Source organism: Colwellia piezophila ATCC BAA-637, from assembly GCF_000378625.1.
In the GTDB taxonomy this organism is placed as follows: Bacteria; Pseudomonadota; Gammaproteobacteria; order Enterobacterales; family Alteromonadaceae; genus Colwellia; species Colwellia piezophila.
Map to the genome: position 1 here is coordinate 18357 of NZ_KB905168.1, position 17394 is coordinate 35750.

The window sequence follows — 17394 nt, forward strand, 5'->3', positions numbered from 1 at the left end:
AAGACAAAGAAAAAGGATAAGAAATGAAGCAAAAAACAATCAAGCACGGTTATAAAGTTGCAGGCTGTTTATTTAATTTAGTAAATAATGAAGTGTTACCGGGTATTAGTATTACTGCCGATCACTTTTGGGATTCTGTTGCCGAGGTTTTAACTGAGTTTACCCCGCGTAATCAACAGTTATTGACAAAGCGCGCGAGTTTACAAGCGCAAATTGATACATGGCATACGGATCCTGCCAACCAACCTTTTAATCAACCTAGCTATGAGTTGTTTTTAAAAGAGATAGGTTATCTGGTAGAAGAACAAGCGGATTTCACTATCTCAACCAAGAATGTAGACGATGAGGTTGCCCGCATTGCGGGTCCTCAACTCGTTGTACCCTTGATGAATGCTAGATTTTCTCTTAATGCAGCCAATGCTCGCTGGGGAAGTTTGTATGATGCTTTATATGGCACTGATGTTATCGGCGACGATAACGGTGCTAAAGCAACTAAAGAATATAATCCTGCTCGTGGCCGTAGAGTTCAATCTTACGCCCGTAGATTCCTTGATGAATCTCTGCCATTAAGCAGCGGTAGTCATATCAATGCGGTTCGTTACCACATTGATAATAAGACCTTTACTGTCACCCTTTTATCAGGTGAAAAAGTTCAATTAAAAGATGCTACACAATTTGTTGGCTACACAGGTTCCACTTTATATCCGACGGCATTATTATGTCGCCATAACGGTTTACATATTGAAATTCAGATAGATAAAGACCATATCGTTGGCAAAACTGATGCTGCTTCTGTTAAAGATGTGGTGTTAGAGTCTGCGTTAAGTACTATTCAAGATTGTGAAGACTCCATTGCCGCTGTTGATGCGATGGACAAAACCTTGGTATATCGCAACTGGTTAGGTTTGATGAAAGGTGACCTTACAGCAAGCATTCAAAAAGGTGGTAAAAACATTACCCGTACATTGAATGGCGATCGTAGCTATTTATCTCCGACTAAAGAAGCGTTTACTCTTTCAGGCAGAAGTTTACAATTTATCCGTAACGTCGGCCATTTAATGACTACTGACGCGATTGTTAACGAAAACGATGAGAATGTTCCAGAAGGTATTATTGACGGTTTAATTACCAGCTTAATATCTCTGCACGACCTCCAAGGTAACTCTAAATTTACCAACTCTAAAAAAGGCAGCATTTATATTGTAAAACCTAAAATGCATGGCCCTGAAGAAGTAGTCTTTAGTCACGATTTATTCAGCGCGATCGAACGTGTATTAGGTTTAGAAGAAAACACCATTAAAATGGGTATTATGGATGAAGAGCGTCGTACCTCTGCTAACTTAAAAGAGTGTATCCGCGCCGCCCAAACCCGTCTTGCTTTCATCAATACGGGCTTTTTAGATCGTACTGGCGATGAAATACATACCAGTATGTTAGCGGGTCCGGTAACGCAAAAAGAATTGATGAAACATGAGCCTTGGATTGATGCTTACGAAAACAGAAATGTTCGCATTGGCTTAAAAGCCGGTTTGCAAGGTAAGGCGCAAATTGGTAAAGGCATGTGGGCTATTCCTGATGAAATGGCGAATATGATGCAGAGTAAAATCGCACACCCACAATCAGGTGCTAACTGTGCATGGGTGCCCTCACCTACTGCGGCAACTTTACATGTAATGCATTATCACAAGGTCAATGTTCAAGAAATACAATTTGCTATGCAAGCTGAATTTGCCAAGCCTGGCAACATCGATGACTTAACTGACTTGTTAACGATTCCTTTACTAAAAAATCGTGAGCAATTATCAGCTGAAGAGATTCAAAAAGAATTAGACAATAATATTCAGGGCCTTTTAGGCTATGTTGGTCGCTGGGTAAACCAAGGTGTTGGCTGTTCTAAAGTACCTGATATTGATAATATTGCTCGTATGGAAGATAGAGCTACCTTAAGAATTTCTAGTCAACATGTATGTAACTGGCTGCACCATGGCATAATTACTGAATCACAAGTAAATGAATCACTAAAACGCATGGCAGTTATTGTTGATAAGCAAAATGCTGGCGATTCTGGTTACAGCCCTATGGCAACCAACTTTGACCACTGCATTGCCTTTAAAGCCGCGACAGATTTAATCTTCCAAGGTAAAAAGCAACCCAGCGGTTATACCGAGCCGTTATTACACCAAAGACGTCGGCAAGTAAAAGCAGCGCATTAACTTTAATCACCCGATCTCAACACATCCCCCCAATGATAAGCATGATGACTAACCACTAAGTCATCTTGCTTTTTTGTTTGCTAACTTTTACTAACATTTACTGCATACTCTCTACTACTGCGATGCCCAACCATGATCTAGAGCAATTTATAGAAATTAATCATTCCATTTGCCAGAAAGCTATAGCTGTCGATTGCAACTTGTTATAAAGTTATTTCCTCCACTATAAATGAAGTTATGAGGTATTTGTGTCGGTAAAAAAAGAAGCTGTCGGACAAGTTCGCCAAAAGAATGTTGCACTTATTTTAATAGCGGCAAAAATAGAGTTTGTCACTCACGGTTTTAAAGGCGCATCTATTAAACGCATTGCCGAACGAGCCAATATTCCCAGAGCAAACATTCATTATTATTTCAATGATAAAACTGACCTTTATCAGCAATTACTTACTGAGATTATTGTCAGCTGGAATACTAGCTTTGATACCTTAAGTGTTGATGATGACCCTAAAACGATTCTTACTGCCTATATTCATGAAAAAGTCATGCATGCTAAACATGATCCTGATGGCTCAAAAATCTTTGCCAGTGAAGTTATTCATGGAGCACCTATTCTTAAAGATTATTTACATACAGAATTCAAACAATGGTTAGATGAAAAAATTGCTGTGATAGAGACTTGGATTGAACGAGGCCAAATAGACGCCATCAACCCATATCATTTGTTATTTCTTATTTGGAGCTCAACCCAGCATTATGCTGATTTTAATGTACAAGTATTGGCTGGCTTTGGCAAAGAAGCGATGAACGATGATGATTTTGATAATGTTATCGATTCACTGACCACTATTATCTTAAAAGGCTGCGGCTTACCTTAGCTTATTAACAGAGATGGGCATGGAAATTTATCTATGCCTGTTGAGGAGACAAGCCGCTGACGCTTATGCGGCTTGTTAATTAGCATAATGATCATACTGTTGGCTTTTCAGATATCCAAAGTTTAATATGCCCCTTCACCACGACAATATCGTTGTCATCATAAGCGGTGATGTTAACGAGCATATCTCCAGGCTGCCAGTCTTCTTGGTTTACCTTTGCTACACAACGAATATCGCTACCTGCTTTGGCGGTGTAATCTACCGTCATGCCTTTTGGGATCCAACGCAGATGTTTGGGAATTGAAGCTTCTGCCATTACCCCCATAGCCATTTCTAAACCATTACAAATGGCTATCACATGAACTGTTTTTATATGGTTAAAAACCTTTTTCTTTTTTTTGATAAGACAAGTGCACTGGTTAGGCACTAATTCCGAGATTTTAGGGCTAATAGTGGCAAAATAAGGCGCGACGCGACTGACAATAATGGAGAATATCTTCTTACCAAAGGGGTATTTCTCGAGTTTATTATATGTCGATAAGGTTTTATTAATCTGAGTCATCATAGGATTTTAAGGGGAATATTTAATGGCTAACTTATCATTAGCTGCAATTCTCCACAAACAATTGGCCACTATTTTTATTATTACCGCGATGAATATCATTACTGAATGCTCATTTAAAGCCGCATTCGAAGTCAATTAGCGTTTCAACATGGCGAAGTAGCAGCTAAATGTTAATTTATCATATAAAAAATTCGTTCGACTCGACTCAAAAGCCCCTCTTTGATTTCATACTGTGGAATATACCAACCAATATACGGCATAAAAAAGTTGTTTGTATTTCACTATGTGAAAAAAAAGACCACCAAATGGTGGTCTTTTTTTAATTAATAAAACTTTTACTGAGCTTTATTGCGCATTTATTGATTCAAGGCATCTTTTAAAGCGGTCAAACATAGTGCTACATTTTCACTTTTAGCGGTATGTCCCATAAGACCAATACGCCATGCTTTACCTGCAAAAGCACCTAAACCAGCACCGATTTCAAGGTTATAATGCTCTAGTAAGTAGCTTCTTACCTTAGCATCATCAGCGCCATCAGGAATGTAGATAGCGTTTAACTGCGGTAAGCGTTCTTCTTCGGGTACGATAAACTCAATACCTAATTCTTTCAGTCCTTTAGCTAACACTTCGTGCTGTGCTCTATGACGCGCCCAACTGTTCTCTAGTCCCTCATCATGTAACATTATCAAGGCTTCATGTAGTGCATATAAGGAGTTTACTGGCGCAGTATGGTGGTAACTACGTTTCCCCTTACCAGACCAATAACCCATGACTAAAGTTTGATCTAAAAACCAGCTTTGAATTTTAGTTTTACGGTTTTGTACTACTGCTACTGCCTTAGGGCTAAAGGAAATAGGTGAGATGCCCGGCACACAAGACATACATTTCTGCGTACCTGAATAGATAGCATCTATGCCCCATTCGTCCACTTTAAGTTCAATACCACCTAATGACGTCACCGCATCAACAATCGTTAAACAGTCGTGCTCTTGAGCCATTTTACATAGGGCTTTAGCGTCTGATACCGCACCCGTTGAGGTTTCAGCATGAACAAAGGCTAGAAACTTAGCATCTGGGTGGTCATGTAATGCCGCCTCTACCTTATGTGTTTCAACAGCTCGACCCCACGGAGAGTCAACAATCACGGCCTCTGCGCCAAGTCTGATAACGTTTTCAATCATACGGTCACCAAATACACCATTGCGACAAACAATGACTTTATCGCCCGCTTCGACTAAGTTTACAAAACATGCCTCCATTCCCGCTGAACCCGGTGCTGATAAGGCAATGGTGAATTCATTCTTGGTTTGAAAAGCGTATTGCAGTAAGGTTTTTACTTCGTCCATCATATTGATAAATAATGGGTCTAAGTGACCAATCGTTGGCCTAGCCAGTGCCGAAAGTACTCGTGCACTTACGTCTGATGGCCCTGGACCCATTAAAATTCTTTCTGGTGGATTAAATGATTTAAACGTCATAATTGCGTACCCTCTATTTTAGTTTTAATTTTAATTTTTTGTTGTGTTTATAAAACAACCTGATGTATCGTAGTTAATAACAACCTGACACATGTGTCAAGTTGTCGAGAAATAGTGAAATAAAGACATCTTGAAAAATTAAAACAAAATTAATATAACTATTAAAAAATAATATAACTATTAAAAATAAATTACATTAAGAGAAACACTATGAATATTAGAGCATCACTTACAGCACTAGCATTAACCGCAGCCTTAAGCGCACCGATGGCATCAGCAGAAATTTGGAGTAATACCGAAGTTCAACTACAAGCGGGTGGTGAATTTGAGCATGGGTTCGGACAACAATCAACTGGAACAATCACAACCTTCCAACATGCGGGTGGCTGGGAATACGGCGATAACTTCTTTTTCGTTGACCATTCACAATATTCTGGTAAAAACGGCGTAGCTGATTCAGCTGAATTCTACGGCGAGTGGTATTCTAATTTTAGCTTAAGTGCGATGACGGGAGCAGATGTTAGCTTTTGGGGTGTTAAAGATGTTGGTTTAGTTGCCGGCTTTAACTACGCACCAGAAGTAGATAGTTCTTGGGTATTACCAGGTGTAACTTTCGCTTTAGATTTACCAGGCTTTGCTTTTGCCACTCTTAACGTTAGTGCGTTTATGCATTTAAGCGGCGCAGATGAATCTTATTATCAAGATTTTAACTCTCCATTTAAAATTATTGATGAAGATACTAGTTTCATGGTTGATTTAGCTTGGGCAATGCCATTTAAATTAGGTTCAACAAGCTGGAGCTTTGAAGGTCACTTAGAGTACATTGATGGTCGTACACAACGAAATAACTTTGGTACAGATGAACTTGAATCATGGATACTATTCCAACCACAAGTTCGTTTAGATGTAGGTGAGTTAATTGGTACACCATCTAACCGTTTATTTGCTGGTATTGAGTACCAATACTGGAAAAACAAATTAGGTATGAAAGGTGTTGATGACAACACAGTTCAATTCTTAGCTGTTTGGCGTTTCTAATTATTGTGGGCTAACCGCCGACTAGCATGGTGAAATTAAGGCGCTTTATCGCTATTTTTATTTAATAAGTAAGTAGTAATAAAGCCATTACCAAGAGATAGCTACCCAAGGGTGTTAATTGATATGGGTAGTTTTTTTGAAATAAGCACTGATTTTTGGCTCTGCTACCTCAGAGGTCGCTCAAGGCATTCTTTCTGGTTTTACCAAATGTCTCACCTTATCTTGGACGTTTAACTGCTAGAGTACAGAGCAAGGCGTCACAGCATTAGCTTATCGCACCTGTTGCCGGTAATGACTGACGACAATGGAGTTTGCGTTTTATCTACTGGTCATCGTTATTTTACCGATATCTTGTCACCCGACAGTGATTTATTGACACTGTTAGCGGGTTGATGTTTTTTTATTTATCCGAAAATTGTCAAGTGAAGACCTCGCAGAAATTTTCTTACCGCCGATTAAACAATGAAGTGAGCTACTTTTCTTTACTAGAAATGATCAGCTTTGCAGAACCCGGCATAACTTTTAGGTTTTTGGCATGCTACCCCAACCAGCATGTTGAGTGCCGCCTTTATTATATCAATCCGTATAAGAAAGTGATCGCTTCTTTATGCGGAATGGAATTACAACTATTTTAACCTTATAACTATAAAAGTAGGTCGACCCATGTCTGATTTTAAACAAGCAGCGCTAGATTATCATGCCTTGCCAACCCCAGGTAAAATTGCCGTAGCGCTGACAACAGCTGCTGAAACAAGCAGCGATTTATCACTAGCCTATAGTCCCGGTGTTGCTGAGCCTTGTCGAGAAATTGCCAAAAACCCTGACGATGTTTACAAATATACCGGTAAGGGCAATACCGTTGCCGTTATCTCAAATGGTACCGCGGTACTTGGCCTAGGTAATCTAGGGCCAATGGCATCAAAGCCAGTAATGGAAGGTAAAGCATTATTGTTTAAACGTTTTGCTGATATTAACTCCTTTGATATTGAAGTAACCCATAAAACTACCGAAGAATTTATCAATACGGTTGCCTGTATTGCCGATAGCTTTGGTGGTATCAACTTAGAAGATATTAAAGCACCAGAGTGTTTTATTATTGAAAAAGCGCTAAAAGAGCGCTGTAAGATCCCGGTATTTCATGATGACCAACACGGTACGGCTATCGTAACTACTGCCGCTATGATCAATGCCTTAGAAGTTCAAAATAAGAAAATTGAACAAGTTAATATCGTTTGTTTAGGCGCCGGTGCTGCTGCTATCGCCTGTATGGAATTACTTATTCAGTGTGGCGCGATGCGTGAAAAAATTTACATGCTTGATACTAAAGGTGTCATTCATACCCGCCGTGATGATTTGTCTGAATACAAAATACGTTTCGCTAACAATACTGACAAGAGAACATTAGACGAAGTTATTGAAGGCGCTGATGTATTCCTTGGTTTATCTGGTCCTAACTTATTGAAGGCTGAGCAGTTAAAGAAAATGGCAGCTAACCCAGTAGTCTTTGCTTGTTCTAACCCAGATCCTGAAATAAAGCCTGAATTAGCGCATGCAACACGAGATGACCTAATCATGGCAACAGGTCGTTCTGATTACCCTAACCAAGTAAACAATGTGTTATGTTTCCCGTTTATTTTCCGTGGTGCTTTAGATGTTCGTGCTCGTACAATTAACAACGAAATGAAAGTTGCGGCAGTACATGCCATTAGAGAATTAGCTAAGCAAGATGTACCGATGAGCGTGTTAAAAGCCAGTGGCGAAAAAGCATTATCATTTGGTAAAGGCTACATTATTCCTCGGCCAATGGACCCTCGCTTATGTAAAAATGTTGCTCTTGCTGTGGCGAAAGCCGCAGTAGATTCAGGCGTCGCAGCTTTGCCACTACCAGAGAACTATATGAATGATTTTTAAATTCATTTGTTTTCACACTAAATTTTAGTAACTGTCATGACTAAAATTTATTAACAGTAAAAGCCGCTATGAATAGCGGCTTTTTTTATTATTTAGCCCCAATGTCGCAAAGATACATCTAATTACGAATGATTCGCATCCAATTATATTTTATTGGCTAGAAATGATTTACAATCCCCGAAACATCACTTATACCAATTTGATTAAATTTCTTCCCAACTCAGAGCTGTACTCAATGTTCAATAACAAGGCGAATTTGTTTAGGTCTAGTCATTCTAAACCACATAAATTTAACGATGTTAGTGGTCATTGAGTAAGCTCCCATAGGGCGAATATCTAATAAAAGGAAAGGGTTAATATGCGGCGTTATTGATTTTGACAAGGACGCTACATGGATGTAGCTTCTTAGAGAATGCAGACGGTACAGGAAGTACCATATTAGATAATGCAGGAGCATATTATCCTGAGCTTATTCTCCTGAATAACCATTCTCTTCAATCAATGCCTTGCCTCTAAACCCTTTAACTCTCGCTGAGTGGGAAAGAACTTAATCAACTTGGTATTAAATACTCATTGTTTTCAGTACTGGCTCAGGGCAAATACATGAATATAAGAAAAACCTTTTTTTGGCTGCATTTAATAATCGGCTGTAGCGCCGCTATTTTCATTTTTTTAATGTCTATCACGGGCGTAGCATTGACCTATGAACGCCAAATAATTAAATCCGCGGAACGTAGTGATTATCCCGAAGCACCAACCGCCTCAGCAAAAGTTTTACCTCTGTCAGAAATTTTGACTATCGCCCAAAGCTACCCGACAAAAAAGACCGCTGAAATAGTGGTAGAAAATCAAATGAATGCGCCTTTTATTGTTAAAGATGGTAGGAAGAAAGTCGCTTACCTTAACCCTTACACGGGTGCAGAGCTTGCAGTACCAGGTCAAGCCACAAAAACCTTCTTCCGTAAATTACGCGCTTTTCATCGTTGGTTAACTTTAGATGGAAAGTTTAGTGAAACGGGTCGTTGGGTTAACGGTATTGCCAATATTATCTTTCTTGTTTTAATTCTTTCTGGGCTGTATTTATGGTTACCGAAGCGCTTCAATTCACGAGCCTTTAAGCAAAGGCTAACTTTGTCAGGTAATTACCCGAATATGAGCGCTAGAAACTCTCAATGGCATAACGTCTTTAGTATTTATATGGCGCCAATCCTGTTTGTATTGGTGGTTACTGCATTTTTCTTTTCCTTTAAATGGCCAGGTAATACCTTGAAAGGATTGGTCTCTACTGAGTCAGTGTCACTTGCTAAGCCACAAGAAGTTTCTAATCAACAAGCGGCCTTACAGTTGCCTATCGCGGAGCAGTTAGCGAAAGTTAAAACGTTATATCCACAATGGCAAAACATACAATTCTCATTAGAAAGTGTCCCGACCGACAGTAAAGTTTATAAGGTCGATAACGGCAATGGCGGTGAACCGCAAAAGCGCCTTAAAGTACTGTTAAATACCATAACTGGAGATGTGGCGCAGGAACAAACGTTTGAGAAATTATCTACCTACAGTAAATTACGTAGTTATATAAGGTTTCTTCATACGGGTGAGGCATTAGGCCCGTTTGGACAAACAATTGCCGGCTTAGCTTCGCTATTAGCCTGTTTGCTGGTATACACAGGTGCGATGCTCTCATGGCGACGCTGGAGAAATAGCCGGAAAGTGAAGGCAGATTTACCGATATTAGATAATTAAATAGTGTTAAGTAGAGCCTTTATAAGGCTTTACTTAGCATAGCCACAGTGAAGTTAAATATCTCGCACAGCAGTGACTGTCACTTCAATCAAAACCTCACCTTCAAGGTTTACCCCTAGGCAGGCACGTTGCGGCCAATGTTGAGGATTATCGCCTAACCAGTTTTGCCAAACTGCGTCCATCAACGGCTTTTCTGTCATATTAGCGATATAGATCTGTGCAGAAACAATGCGGCTTTTATCTGAGCCTAACTCAGCTAAGTTTTTTTCAATGGTTGCCAGAGTGAATAAAGTTTGCTGCTCAATGCCAACCGAAGTATTCGATGATGTTGCTACTGTCCAGACTAAGTCTTTATAAGCCGATGATTTGTTACGACCATCATAAATACCTGGCTTTCTTTCAATCATAAAACAACCTTATTGTTAACTGACTTTTTAGCTTGCGGTTAACAGCCAGTATCGACGTAATCAACAATCGGTTCAATATCATCCTTTGCTAAATTGAGATAATAAGCAAAACAATCACCCAAGATATAACCCTTTGGCCATATAAATACGCCGGTACCGGTGTTGAAGTCATCTATAGGCGGAAGGCTATTATCAGAAAATGGACGATTACCTACTAGGCAAAACTCTGAGTTTTTACAAGCAATGGTTGACCAATTGGATGTGAATGTTGTTGCAGGTAAGTCCATTTCAAGTAAATAACGCATTTGTGTTGCATCAGGCTGGGGGTTACCAGCGATAAATGTAATGGTATTACCGTTGTAATCAATAGGCTCGCCAGTACCGCCAGCTATTTGATCTTTGAGTAAGGCAAAGTTAATGGCCGTTGTTAAATTACCGGAGATGTTTTGTATCACTGATCCTTTAGCATCACCAGACAAATCGATAAAACGAGGCGCTGCGACAATAGCCAGGAGGCCAAGAATGGTAATAACCACCACTAATTCTATAAGGGTAAAACCTGAGTTTTTCATTGAAGAAAGACCTAATACTGCTCAAAAAATCGTGAGGTCATTTTACAACAGTTTTATACAAACTTACACATACCGTGTCCTAAGGCATTACTGGGCCTCTGAATATAAGCATAGCGCTGATAAAAGCTCTCATTACCCTGCGCTGCTAATAGTCCTATGGTGGCACCTTTTTGAGCGGTATAACATAAGTAGCCTTCAATGGTATCCATTAACACAGTACCAATGCCCAACTTTTGATAGTCAGGATCAACCACTACATCTTGAATATAAAAATACATAGCACCATCGCCAACCACTCGTCCCATACCAATAAGCTGTCCTTCACAACAAATGGATACGTGGAATAAACTGTTAGTTAAACTTTTTTCAGCGAGGTTGGCGTCAAGTTCACCCCAGCCAACTTTTTTACGCAATCGTAAGAAGCCCTCAACGGTAGGGCTGGTTAATTTAAGACTAAATTTATCAGGTAACACTCTATTCTCCACTCCTTATGGTTATTTTACTTGTCCTTAAGACTATCAAACTGCTGCTTTTTCAAAGTAAAACATTGTTGCATCGCTGTTGTAACTGCCATTAACTTGTTCATCTTAGCTAAATAACTCGCTGAGCCAATCAACGGTTAAGACCGTAGTAAATATTTTTAACGCGATAATACCGACACCTAAAATAATGACGGCCAGTTTTACTTTCCTGCTTTTAAGGTTCTGCCAATAGTATAACTTAGCTTTGAATTCAGTTTTCACTTCATCTATCGATTCTTTCATCAAGTGGTCTCAGTTTGGTTTTTAATTAAAGCCATGTCCACGGTTTAAGCCAGACCTCTAAGTAGGTTATCAGCTGAACCCCAACTAAAAACATACTCTTTTGCTTGGTTATCACAGGGGGTATGCCAATATTGAGTAGCGATATTTTTAGCCCCTTTCGCTTGATAAAATCCCATAGCCTTAGGATTACAAGCTAACACCTCAAGATATAAATCATGAGCGCTATAGTTCTCCAAAGCCCAAGATGCCGCAGCCGCTAATAAGCGAGACCCTGTGCCCTGCCCCTTGTTAGCAAGCTTTACATGAAGATTATCAATGATAGTGCCAAAGGTAGGATGATTCGCACCGAAGGCACAAATAAAACCACAAAAAACACCATCAAACTCAGCAACGAGTACTAATTGGTTTTGCTTTGGCTGGGTTAACTGTACGGTCCACAACGCTTCTCTGTCAGAAAAAACCTTATCCTTAAGGTAATCGGCAGAAAGCACGGGATGATAAATTTCACGCCAGCTTTGTGCATGTAAGCCGGCAATGTTGGCAAGATCGCTGACACTCGCTTCCCTAATGGTTATGATAGCTAGGTGCTCCGCTTCATTAATATTGTCGATAGTCTTTATCAGAAATATCTCACTATACCTTTGATAACTTAGCTAGCAAGAAGAACATGGTAACTATTTATGTATGAAATTTTTATATAATATTTTCAATAAGATAACGACTATCCCTCATACATTTATTATTAATAGTTAACCATTGTGAATAACGTAAATATTGAGCCGGAACATCCGCCTGAAAAGCATTACATCTAGTGTTATTTTCACAAAACTGCTCAGCAAAATTTAAAATTTTATCTGCTAAAAATTTAAGTTAACTGAGTTATAAATATTTGTGAAACCAGTTAACTAGCTCTTTATTGGCTTTTGCCCGGTTATTCCTTAAGCCATGATTATCTTCTGGGTAAAGCACCAATTTATGTGGGATGTTATTCTTTGCTAATGCGCTAGCTAGATCAATAGAATGATTCACTGATACTCGCTTATCGTTAGTGCCATGTAACAATAAAATAGGTACGTTTGGAGGAAGTTTTTCGATCCAGTTTAATACTGAACGTTTTTGTAATTCTGCTACTTTATTTTGCTGGTAATCTGGAATTCTATGTCGATGTACTCTTTCCATACTTGGCCTATAGGTTAGACCTTTTAAGAGATCAGAATTACCGGCAATAGTCGCGACTGCTTTTATATTTTCAGCTTGTTTCAATGCCAAAAATGTTTGCATGCCACCTCGGCTAGCACCATACATACCAATCCTATCCGCATCAGCACCACGGATATGGGGAATGATTTTTAGCAATGCGGTGACATCATTTACATCTTTACCACCAAACTCATCTTGAACCGGTGAATCATCGATAAAGGTGCCCCGATATTGACTGCCTATGATGACAAATCCTTCGTTTGCAATAGGAAATAGGTTATGCATCATAGCGCCAAAAACCACACCACCATAATTACCATTACCACCGCGGTTATAGATAAGTACCGGTAGCTTATTGCTTGCTAATTTAGGCTTAATCATAAAGCCTTTTACTGTATTACCATCAACTAGGTAGCTGAAATTGATACACGATAACTTACTTTTATAAGAATTAAATTTTTCTGCGCCAAAGTTCTCATCAAATCGAGTCATTGCTTGTAAAAGCTTTTCTTCATCTAGATGTTTATTTCTATATTTCCTCTCCATAAAGCCACGCCAAGAATCGTAGTATTGGAAAACCCGACTAAAGCAATTTTTTTGCGCAGTAACGCCATCATTGTTAATTAGAACAGTTGCTTGGCTAGCAAAGGGGGTCATGGTTATAAAAACAATAACTAAAGATAAAATTATAAGGGGATTTTTCACATGAATTCCTTGTCAGTGATTAACAAACGACTAGCAGAAAAGTAGTTGCACTTAACTTATTTGCCAACAAACATACCCTTAAATATTTTTACTTTCAAATTATTAAGACTTTTTTATTCGATAATTCCAGCTTGTATCCTTCAAATTTTAGCCATAAAAAATGGCTGTTTAAATAAATAAACAGCCATTGAGACTTATGCCTACCAAGTGTCAACTAGGGGGTTGGATGAAACCTAGCGGTAAAGTGCCAATGTTATAGTTGGAAATACGTCGCTAAACCTTTTTCTTCTGCTAATTCAGCCGCTACAGAAGCTACCGCTAAATCTTGTAAACCTACACCAGTACCATCAAACAAAGTGATTTGTTCATCTGAAGTACGACCCGGCTTAGTGCCATTGATCACTTCACCAATAGGAACAATATCACTTTGTTGGATTAGTTTTTGCGCAATCGCGTGCTGGGCTTCACCTATGGTGATTGATTGCGCTAATTCATCGGTAAAGACCGATGCCACTGCCAGTAATTTAGCATCAACTTCTTGTTTGCCTTTAGTGTCTGTTCCCATACAAGCAATGTGAGTACCAGGCTTGATCCAATTTTTATCAATTAACGCTTCAAAAGCAGAAGTAATAGTAATAATTACATCTGCTTGAGCACAAAGCTCTTCACGTGTTACTGACTCAAATGGTAAACCTAATTCTTCAGCAACAGCAGCAAGGTTTGGAATTTGCTCTGGGTGGAAGTTCCAACAAACTACCTTTTCAAAATCACGTTGCTCAACAGCTGCGCGTAATTGGAAGCTAGATTGATGACCGGCACCTATCATGCCTAACACTTTTGAATCTTTACGGGCTAAGTACGCGATAGAGACCGCAGAAGAAGCCGCGGTACGAACAGCTGTTAAGTAGTTTCCGCCAACTAGCGACTTTAATTTACCCGTATCTGGATCGAATAAAATCACTGTTGATTGATGGTTAGTTAGTCCTTTAGCCATATTGCCCGGCCAGTAACCACCTGATTTTAAACCTAACACCATACCGTCACGGTCAAAACCAGATTTAAAACCATAGAGGGCATCTTCATGGCCAATGGCTTCACGAATTACCGGAAAATTGTAAGCAGTGTTTTTAGCCATGGCAGAAAACACATTTTCTACTGCGCTAAAGGCATTTTCTCTACCCATAACTTGTTGGCATACTTCTTCTGAAACAACAGATACGCCCTTATTTTTAGGCAAGTTGTTTTGTTGTGAATTACTCATAATTAATGTCCTAGAAAGTTAAATACCAATCGGACTAATTTATTGGTCACTTAATTAATTCGTTTGGTATGAATCCTCGACGAATGCCGAGGATGAAAGATTGCCATTAGGCCGGTATTAGTACGCTTTACCGCGTGCAGAAACTGGCCATAAGGTTTCAACCTTGCCGTTACGCACACCAACGTAGTAATCGTGCACGTTACACGTTGGATCACAATGACCTGGTACTAGTTTTAGTTTTTCATTAATTTTTAATACACCGTTTGGATCAGCAATAACACCATGCTCATCAGAACACTTGATGTATTCAACATCGTCACGACCAAAGATGTACGGTAAACCACTATCTACTGATTGTGCTTTAAGACCGGCATCACAAATTGCTTTGTCGGCTTTGGTGTGGCTCATCACAGACGTTAAGATAAAAAGTGCGTTTTCGAATTCAGAGATCTTCTCACCTTTTTCATCATGAATTCGTTGGTAATCAGCATCCATAAACGCGTAAGAACCACACTGTAATTCATTGAAAACACCCGAATTACCTTCAAAGTAGTATGAACCAGTACCGCCACCACCAACAATGTCACACTCAAGACCTTCGGCTTTAAGCATGTCAACAGTACGAGCAACCATGCCAACAGCAATATCAATTTTCTCTTTACGTGCTTTGTAGCTTTCCATGTGCTGCATAGCACCTTGGTAAGCTTGAATACCTGAGAAAGTTAAGCCCGGCGTTGCCGCAATCGCTTTAGCGATATCAACAACCGGTTGACCTTCAGTAACACCACAACGACCAGCACCACAATCAATCTCTACTAGACATTCAATTTGGGTATCATGTTTAGCAACGGCCGCAGCTAATTCAGCAACGTTATCAATATCATCAACACAAACGATAGTCCGGGCACCTAATAAAGGTAGGCGTGCTAAACGGTCAATTTTTGCTGGATCACGTACTTGGTTAGAAACCAATACGTCTTTAATACCGCCACGAGCAAATACTTCTGCTTCTGAAACTTTTTGACAACAAACGCCACAGCTATCACCAAGCTTCTCTTGTAAAAGTGCGATATCTACCGATTTATGCATTTTGCCATGCACACGATGGCGAACGCCCATTTCTTTAGCGTAGCCACCCATTTTAACAATGTTACGCTCTAACGCATCTAAATCGACTACTAAACAAGGGGTTTGAATATCAGCTTCATCCATACCCGGAACGGCTGGAACGTCATAACCTACTTCTAAATCGTTTACTTTTGTCATTTTCTTCTCCAAAATTTTAATTATTTATTTAGTTTCTGCTTTAGTCTTAATTTGAATTTTTTATTACTTAGATATTTTTTTAGCTTATTTATTCATCCACGGCAGTTTGTCTAAATCGACATTGCCACCGGTTATAATTACGCCAACACGCTTGCCTTTGAAAACTTCAGGGTTATTCAAAATACAAGCTACGGCTACCGCTGAGCTTGGTTCGATTATAATTTTCATTGTTTTCCAAACAAGTTTCATCGCAGCAACGATCTCGTCTTCCGTACAGGTAAAAATATCGGTTACGTGCTTGCTAACAAAGTGCCAAGTGAGGTCTTTCAAAGGCACCTTAAGGCCGTCGGCAACTGTGTTTGGCGCATCATCAGCAATAATGTGACCTGCTCTAAAAGAGCGCGCTGCATCATCAGCATTTAGAGGTTCAGCTGCGTAAATTTTAACTTCAGGCGCAACATTTGAGATAGTTAGGCAAGTTCCTGAAATCATACCGCCACCACCGATAGGGGCAATTACTGCATCAAGCTTGTTAACTTGCTCAAGCAGTTCTTTAGCGCAAGTCGCTTGACCGGCTATGACACGAGGATCGTTGTATGGATGAACAAAGTCAGCACCTGATGCGGCAACTACGTCTGCAAATACCGCTTCACGAGAAGAAGTTGAAGGTTCACATTCTACGATTTTTCCGCCGTAGCCGATTACCGCATCTTTCTTCGCTTGTGGTGCCGTGCGCGGCATTACCACGGTAACGGGAATACCACGTCGTCCAGCTGCATATGAAAGTGATAAAGCATGGTTTCCTGAAGAATGCGTGGCAACACCAATCTTTGCTTCTTCATCCGTTAAACCAAAAACAGCATTACAGGCACCACGTACTTTAAATGCGGCGGCTTTTTGTAAGTTTTCACACTTAAAAAATAACTCAGCCCCGGTCATCTTGTTCAAACGTGTTGACGTTAATACTGGTGTTTTGTGGATGTAAGGCTGAATGCGTTCATGGGCAACGAGTACATCTTCGTAGCTTGGAATGATCATAATCGGTTTGGTTGAACTGCTCATATATTCCTCTTAATAATTCTTGGCTATTAACCGTGATTTTGGTTGTATCATTAACCGCAATAATCAGTCGCACTTTTTTATCGTCAGCTTACCGGGCCTTTCTCTGCCAAGCAGATGCCCGTGGCTTTTAGCTTAGTGCGCTAACGAGATGGTATTTCTTAATATGAATCTCAATGCGAGTTCTAATGGGTAGAGTATTTCGTTGTGTGCGCTTCAATTTCACCTTATGGAAAACGGCCATAGCAGGCAAACAAGACAGATTTCACAATATGAAACACAGCTGATATCACACACAACAGGAGCATATAAGCTATTGAATTAACTATACTTAAAA

The 17394-nt window shown here is 39.7% G+C and carries 16 protein-coding genes; 5 read left to right on the plus strand and 11 right to left on the minus strand.

The window, feature by feature from the left end:
• Positions 1–23: 23 nt before the first annotated feature.
• Positions 24–2213, plus strand: a complete 2190-nt coding sequence (locus tag F580_RS0115275) for a malate synthase G (RefSeq protein ID WP_019028615.1) — start codon at positions 24–26, stop codon at positions 2211–2213.
• 248 nt (positions 2214–2461) lie between these two features.
• Positions 2462–3088 carry a TetR/AcrR family transcriptional regulator gene (locus F580_RS0115280; protein WP_019028616.1) on the plus strand — a complete coding sequence of 209 codons (627 nt, stop codon included), beginning with the start codon at positions 2462–2464 and terminating at the stop codon, positions 3086–3088.
• 91 nt (positions 3089–3179) lie between these two features.
• Here the strand turns inward: F580_RS0115280 and F580_RS0115285 are convergent, their stop codons facing one another.
• Both F580_RS0115285 and F580_RS0115295 read right to left on the minus strand, forming a co-directional pair.
• The gene (locus F580_RS0115285; RefSeq protein WP_019028617.1) at positions 3180–3653 is read right to left on the minus strand and encodes a hotdog fold domain-containing protein; all 474 of its coding nucleotides are present in this window, start codon (positions 3651–3653) and stop codon (positions 3180–3182) included.
• A 356-nt stretch (positions 3654–4009) separates the two neighbouring features.
• Entirely contained in the window at positions 4010–5131 is a 1122-nt protein-coding gene (locus F580_RS0115295) for a pyridoxal-phosphate-dependent aminotransferase family protein (protein ID WP_019028619.1), read from the minus strand.
• A gap of 210 nt (positions 5132–5341) precedes the next feature.
• Here F580_RS0115295 and F580_RS0115300 point away from each other — a divergent pair, with 210 nt between their 5' ends.
• From F580_RS0115300 to F580_RS0115310, 3 genes are all read left to right on the plus strand, one after another.
• Positions 5342–6169, plus strand: coding sequence for a hypothetical protein (locus F580_RS0115300; protein ID WP_019028620.1), 828 nt, complete (start codon positions 5342–5344; stop codon positions 6167–6169).
• A 663-nt stretch (positions 6170–6832) separates the two neighbouring features.
• Entirely contained in the window at positions 6833–8080 is a 1248-nt protein-coding gene (locus F580_RS0115305; RefSeq protein WP_019028621.1) for a malic enzyme-like NAD(P)-binding protein, read from the plus strand.
• Between the two features lie 603 nt (positions 8081–8683).
• Positions 8684–9823: a PepSY-associated TM helix domain-containing protein gene (locus F580_RS0115310; protein ID WP_019028622.1), complete on the plus strand. Its 1140-nt coding sequence runs from the start codon at positions 8684–8686 to the stop codon at positions 9821–9823.
• A gap of 53 nt (positions 9824–9876) precedes the next feature.
• Here F580_RS0115310 and F580_RS0115315 read toward each other — a convergent pair whose 3' ends face one another.
• The 9 genes from F580_RS0115315 to bhcB form a co-directional block, all read right to left on the minus strand.
• Positions 9877–10230: a RidA family protein gene (locus F580_RS0115315; RefSeq protein ID WP_019028623.1), complete on the minus strand. Its 354-nt coding sequence runs from the start codon at positions 10228–10230 to the stop codon at positions 9877–9879.
• Between the two features lie 38 nt (positions 10231–10268).
• Positions 10269–10802: a type II secretion system protein gene (locus F580_RS27140; RefSeq protein WP_019028624.1), complete on the minus strand. Its 534-nt coding sequence runs from the start codon at positions 10800–10802 to the stop codon at positions 10269–10271.
• Positions 10803–10855: 53 nt separating this feature from the next.
• A complete protein-coding gene (locus tag F580_RS0115325) occupies positions 10856–11275 on the minus strand; it encodes a GNAT family N-acetyltransferase (protein ID WP_019028625.1) in 420 nt (139 codons plus the stop codon).
• Positions 11276–11389: 114 nt separating this feature from the next.
• Positions 11390–11566, minus strand: coding sequence for a hypothetical protein (locus F580_RS26625; RefSeq protein ID WP_019028626.1), 177 nt, complete (start codon positions 11564–11566; stop codon positions 11390–11392).
• A 44-nt stretch (positions 11567–11610) separates the two neighbouring features.
• On the minus strand, positions 11611–12057 hold the full coding sequence (locus F580_RS0115335) for a GNAT family N-acetyltransferase (protein ID WP_019028627.1): 447 nt from the start codon (positions 12055–12057) through the stop codon (positions 11611–11613).
• A 388-nt stretch (positions 12058–12445) separates the two neighbouring features.
• Entirely contained in the window at positions 12446–13471 is a 1026-nt protein-coding gene (locus F580_RS0115340; RefSeq protein ID WP_019028628.1) for an alpha/beta hydrolase family protein, read from the minus strand.
• Between the two features lie 253 nt (positions 13472–13724).
• The gene (gene bhcD, locus F580_RS0115345; RefSeq protein ID WP_019028629.1) at positions 13725–14732 is read right to left on the minus strand and encodes an iminosuccinate reductase BhcD; all 1008 of its coding nucleotides are present in this window, start codon (positions 14730–14732) and stop codon (positions 13725–13727) included.
• Between the two features lie 117 nt (positions 14733–14849).
• Complete coding sequence (bhcC, locus tag F580_RS0115350) at positions 14850–15998, minus strand: 3-hydroxy-D-aspartate aldolase BhcC (RefSeq protein WP_019028630.1); 1149 nt, start codon at positions 15996–15998, stop codon at positions 14850–14852.
• Between the two features lie 84 nt (positions 15999–16082).
• Positions 16083–17060 carry a beta-hydroxyaspartate dehydratase BhcB gene (gene bhcB / locus F580_RS0115355; protein ID WP_019028631.1) on the minus strand — a complete coding sequence of 326 codons (978 nt, stop codon included), beginning with the start codon at positions 17058–17060 and terminating at the stop codon, positions 16083–16085.
• Positions 17061–17394: the final 334 nt, after the last annotated feature.

Coding starts and splice junctions, on each gene's coding strand:
- F580_RS0115275 (WP_019028615.1), top strand. CDS start 24: ATGAAGCAAAAAACAATCAAGCACGGTTATAAAGTTGCAGGCTGTTTA.
- F580_RS0115285 (WP_019028617.1), bottom strand. CDS start 3,653: ATGATGACTCAGATTAATAAAACCTTATCGACATATAATAAACTCGAG.
- F580_RS0115295 (WP_019028619.1), bottom strand. CDS start 5,131: ATGACGTTTAAATCATTTAATCCACCAGAAAGAATTTTAATGGGTCCA.
- F580_RS0115300 (WP_019028620.1), top strand. CDS start 5,342: ATGAATATTAGAGCATCACTTACAGCACTAGCATTAACCGCAGCCTTA.
- F580_RS0115305 (WP_019028621.1), top strand. CDS start 6,833: ATGTCTGATTTTAAACAAGCAGCGCTAGATTATCATGCCTTGCCAACC.
- F580_RS0115310 (WP_019028622.1), top strand. CDS start 8,684: ATGAATATAAGAAAAACCTTTTTTTGGCTGCATTTAATAATCGGCTGT.
- F580_RS0115315 (WP_019028623.1), bottom strand. CDS start 10,230: ATGATTGAAAGAAAGCCAGGTATTTATGATGGTCGTAACAAATCATCG.
- F580_RS27140 (WP_019028624.1), bottom strand. CDS start 10,802: ATGAAAAACTCAGGTTTTACCCTTATAGAATTAGTGGTGGTTATTACC.
- F580_RS26625 (WP_019028626.1), bottom strand. CDS start 11,566: ATGAAAGAATCGATAGATGAAGTGAAAACTGAATTCAAAGCTAAGTTA.
- bhcD (WP_019028629.1), bottom strand. CDS start 14,732: ATGAGTAATTCACAACAAAACAACTTGCCTAAAAATAAGGGCGTATCT.
- bhcC (WP_019028630.1), bottom strand. CDS start 15,998: ATGACAAAAGTAAACGATTTAGAAGTAGGTTATGACGTTCCAGCCGTT.
- bhcB (WP_019028631.1), bottom strand. CDS start 17,060: ATGAGCAGTTCAACCAAACCGATTATGATCATTCCAAGCTACGAAGAT.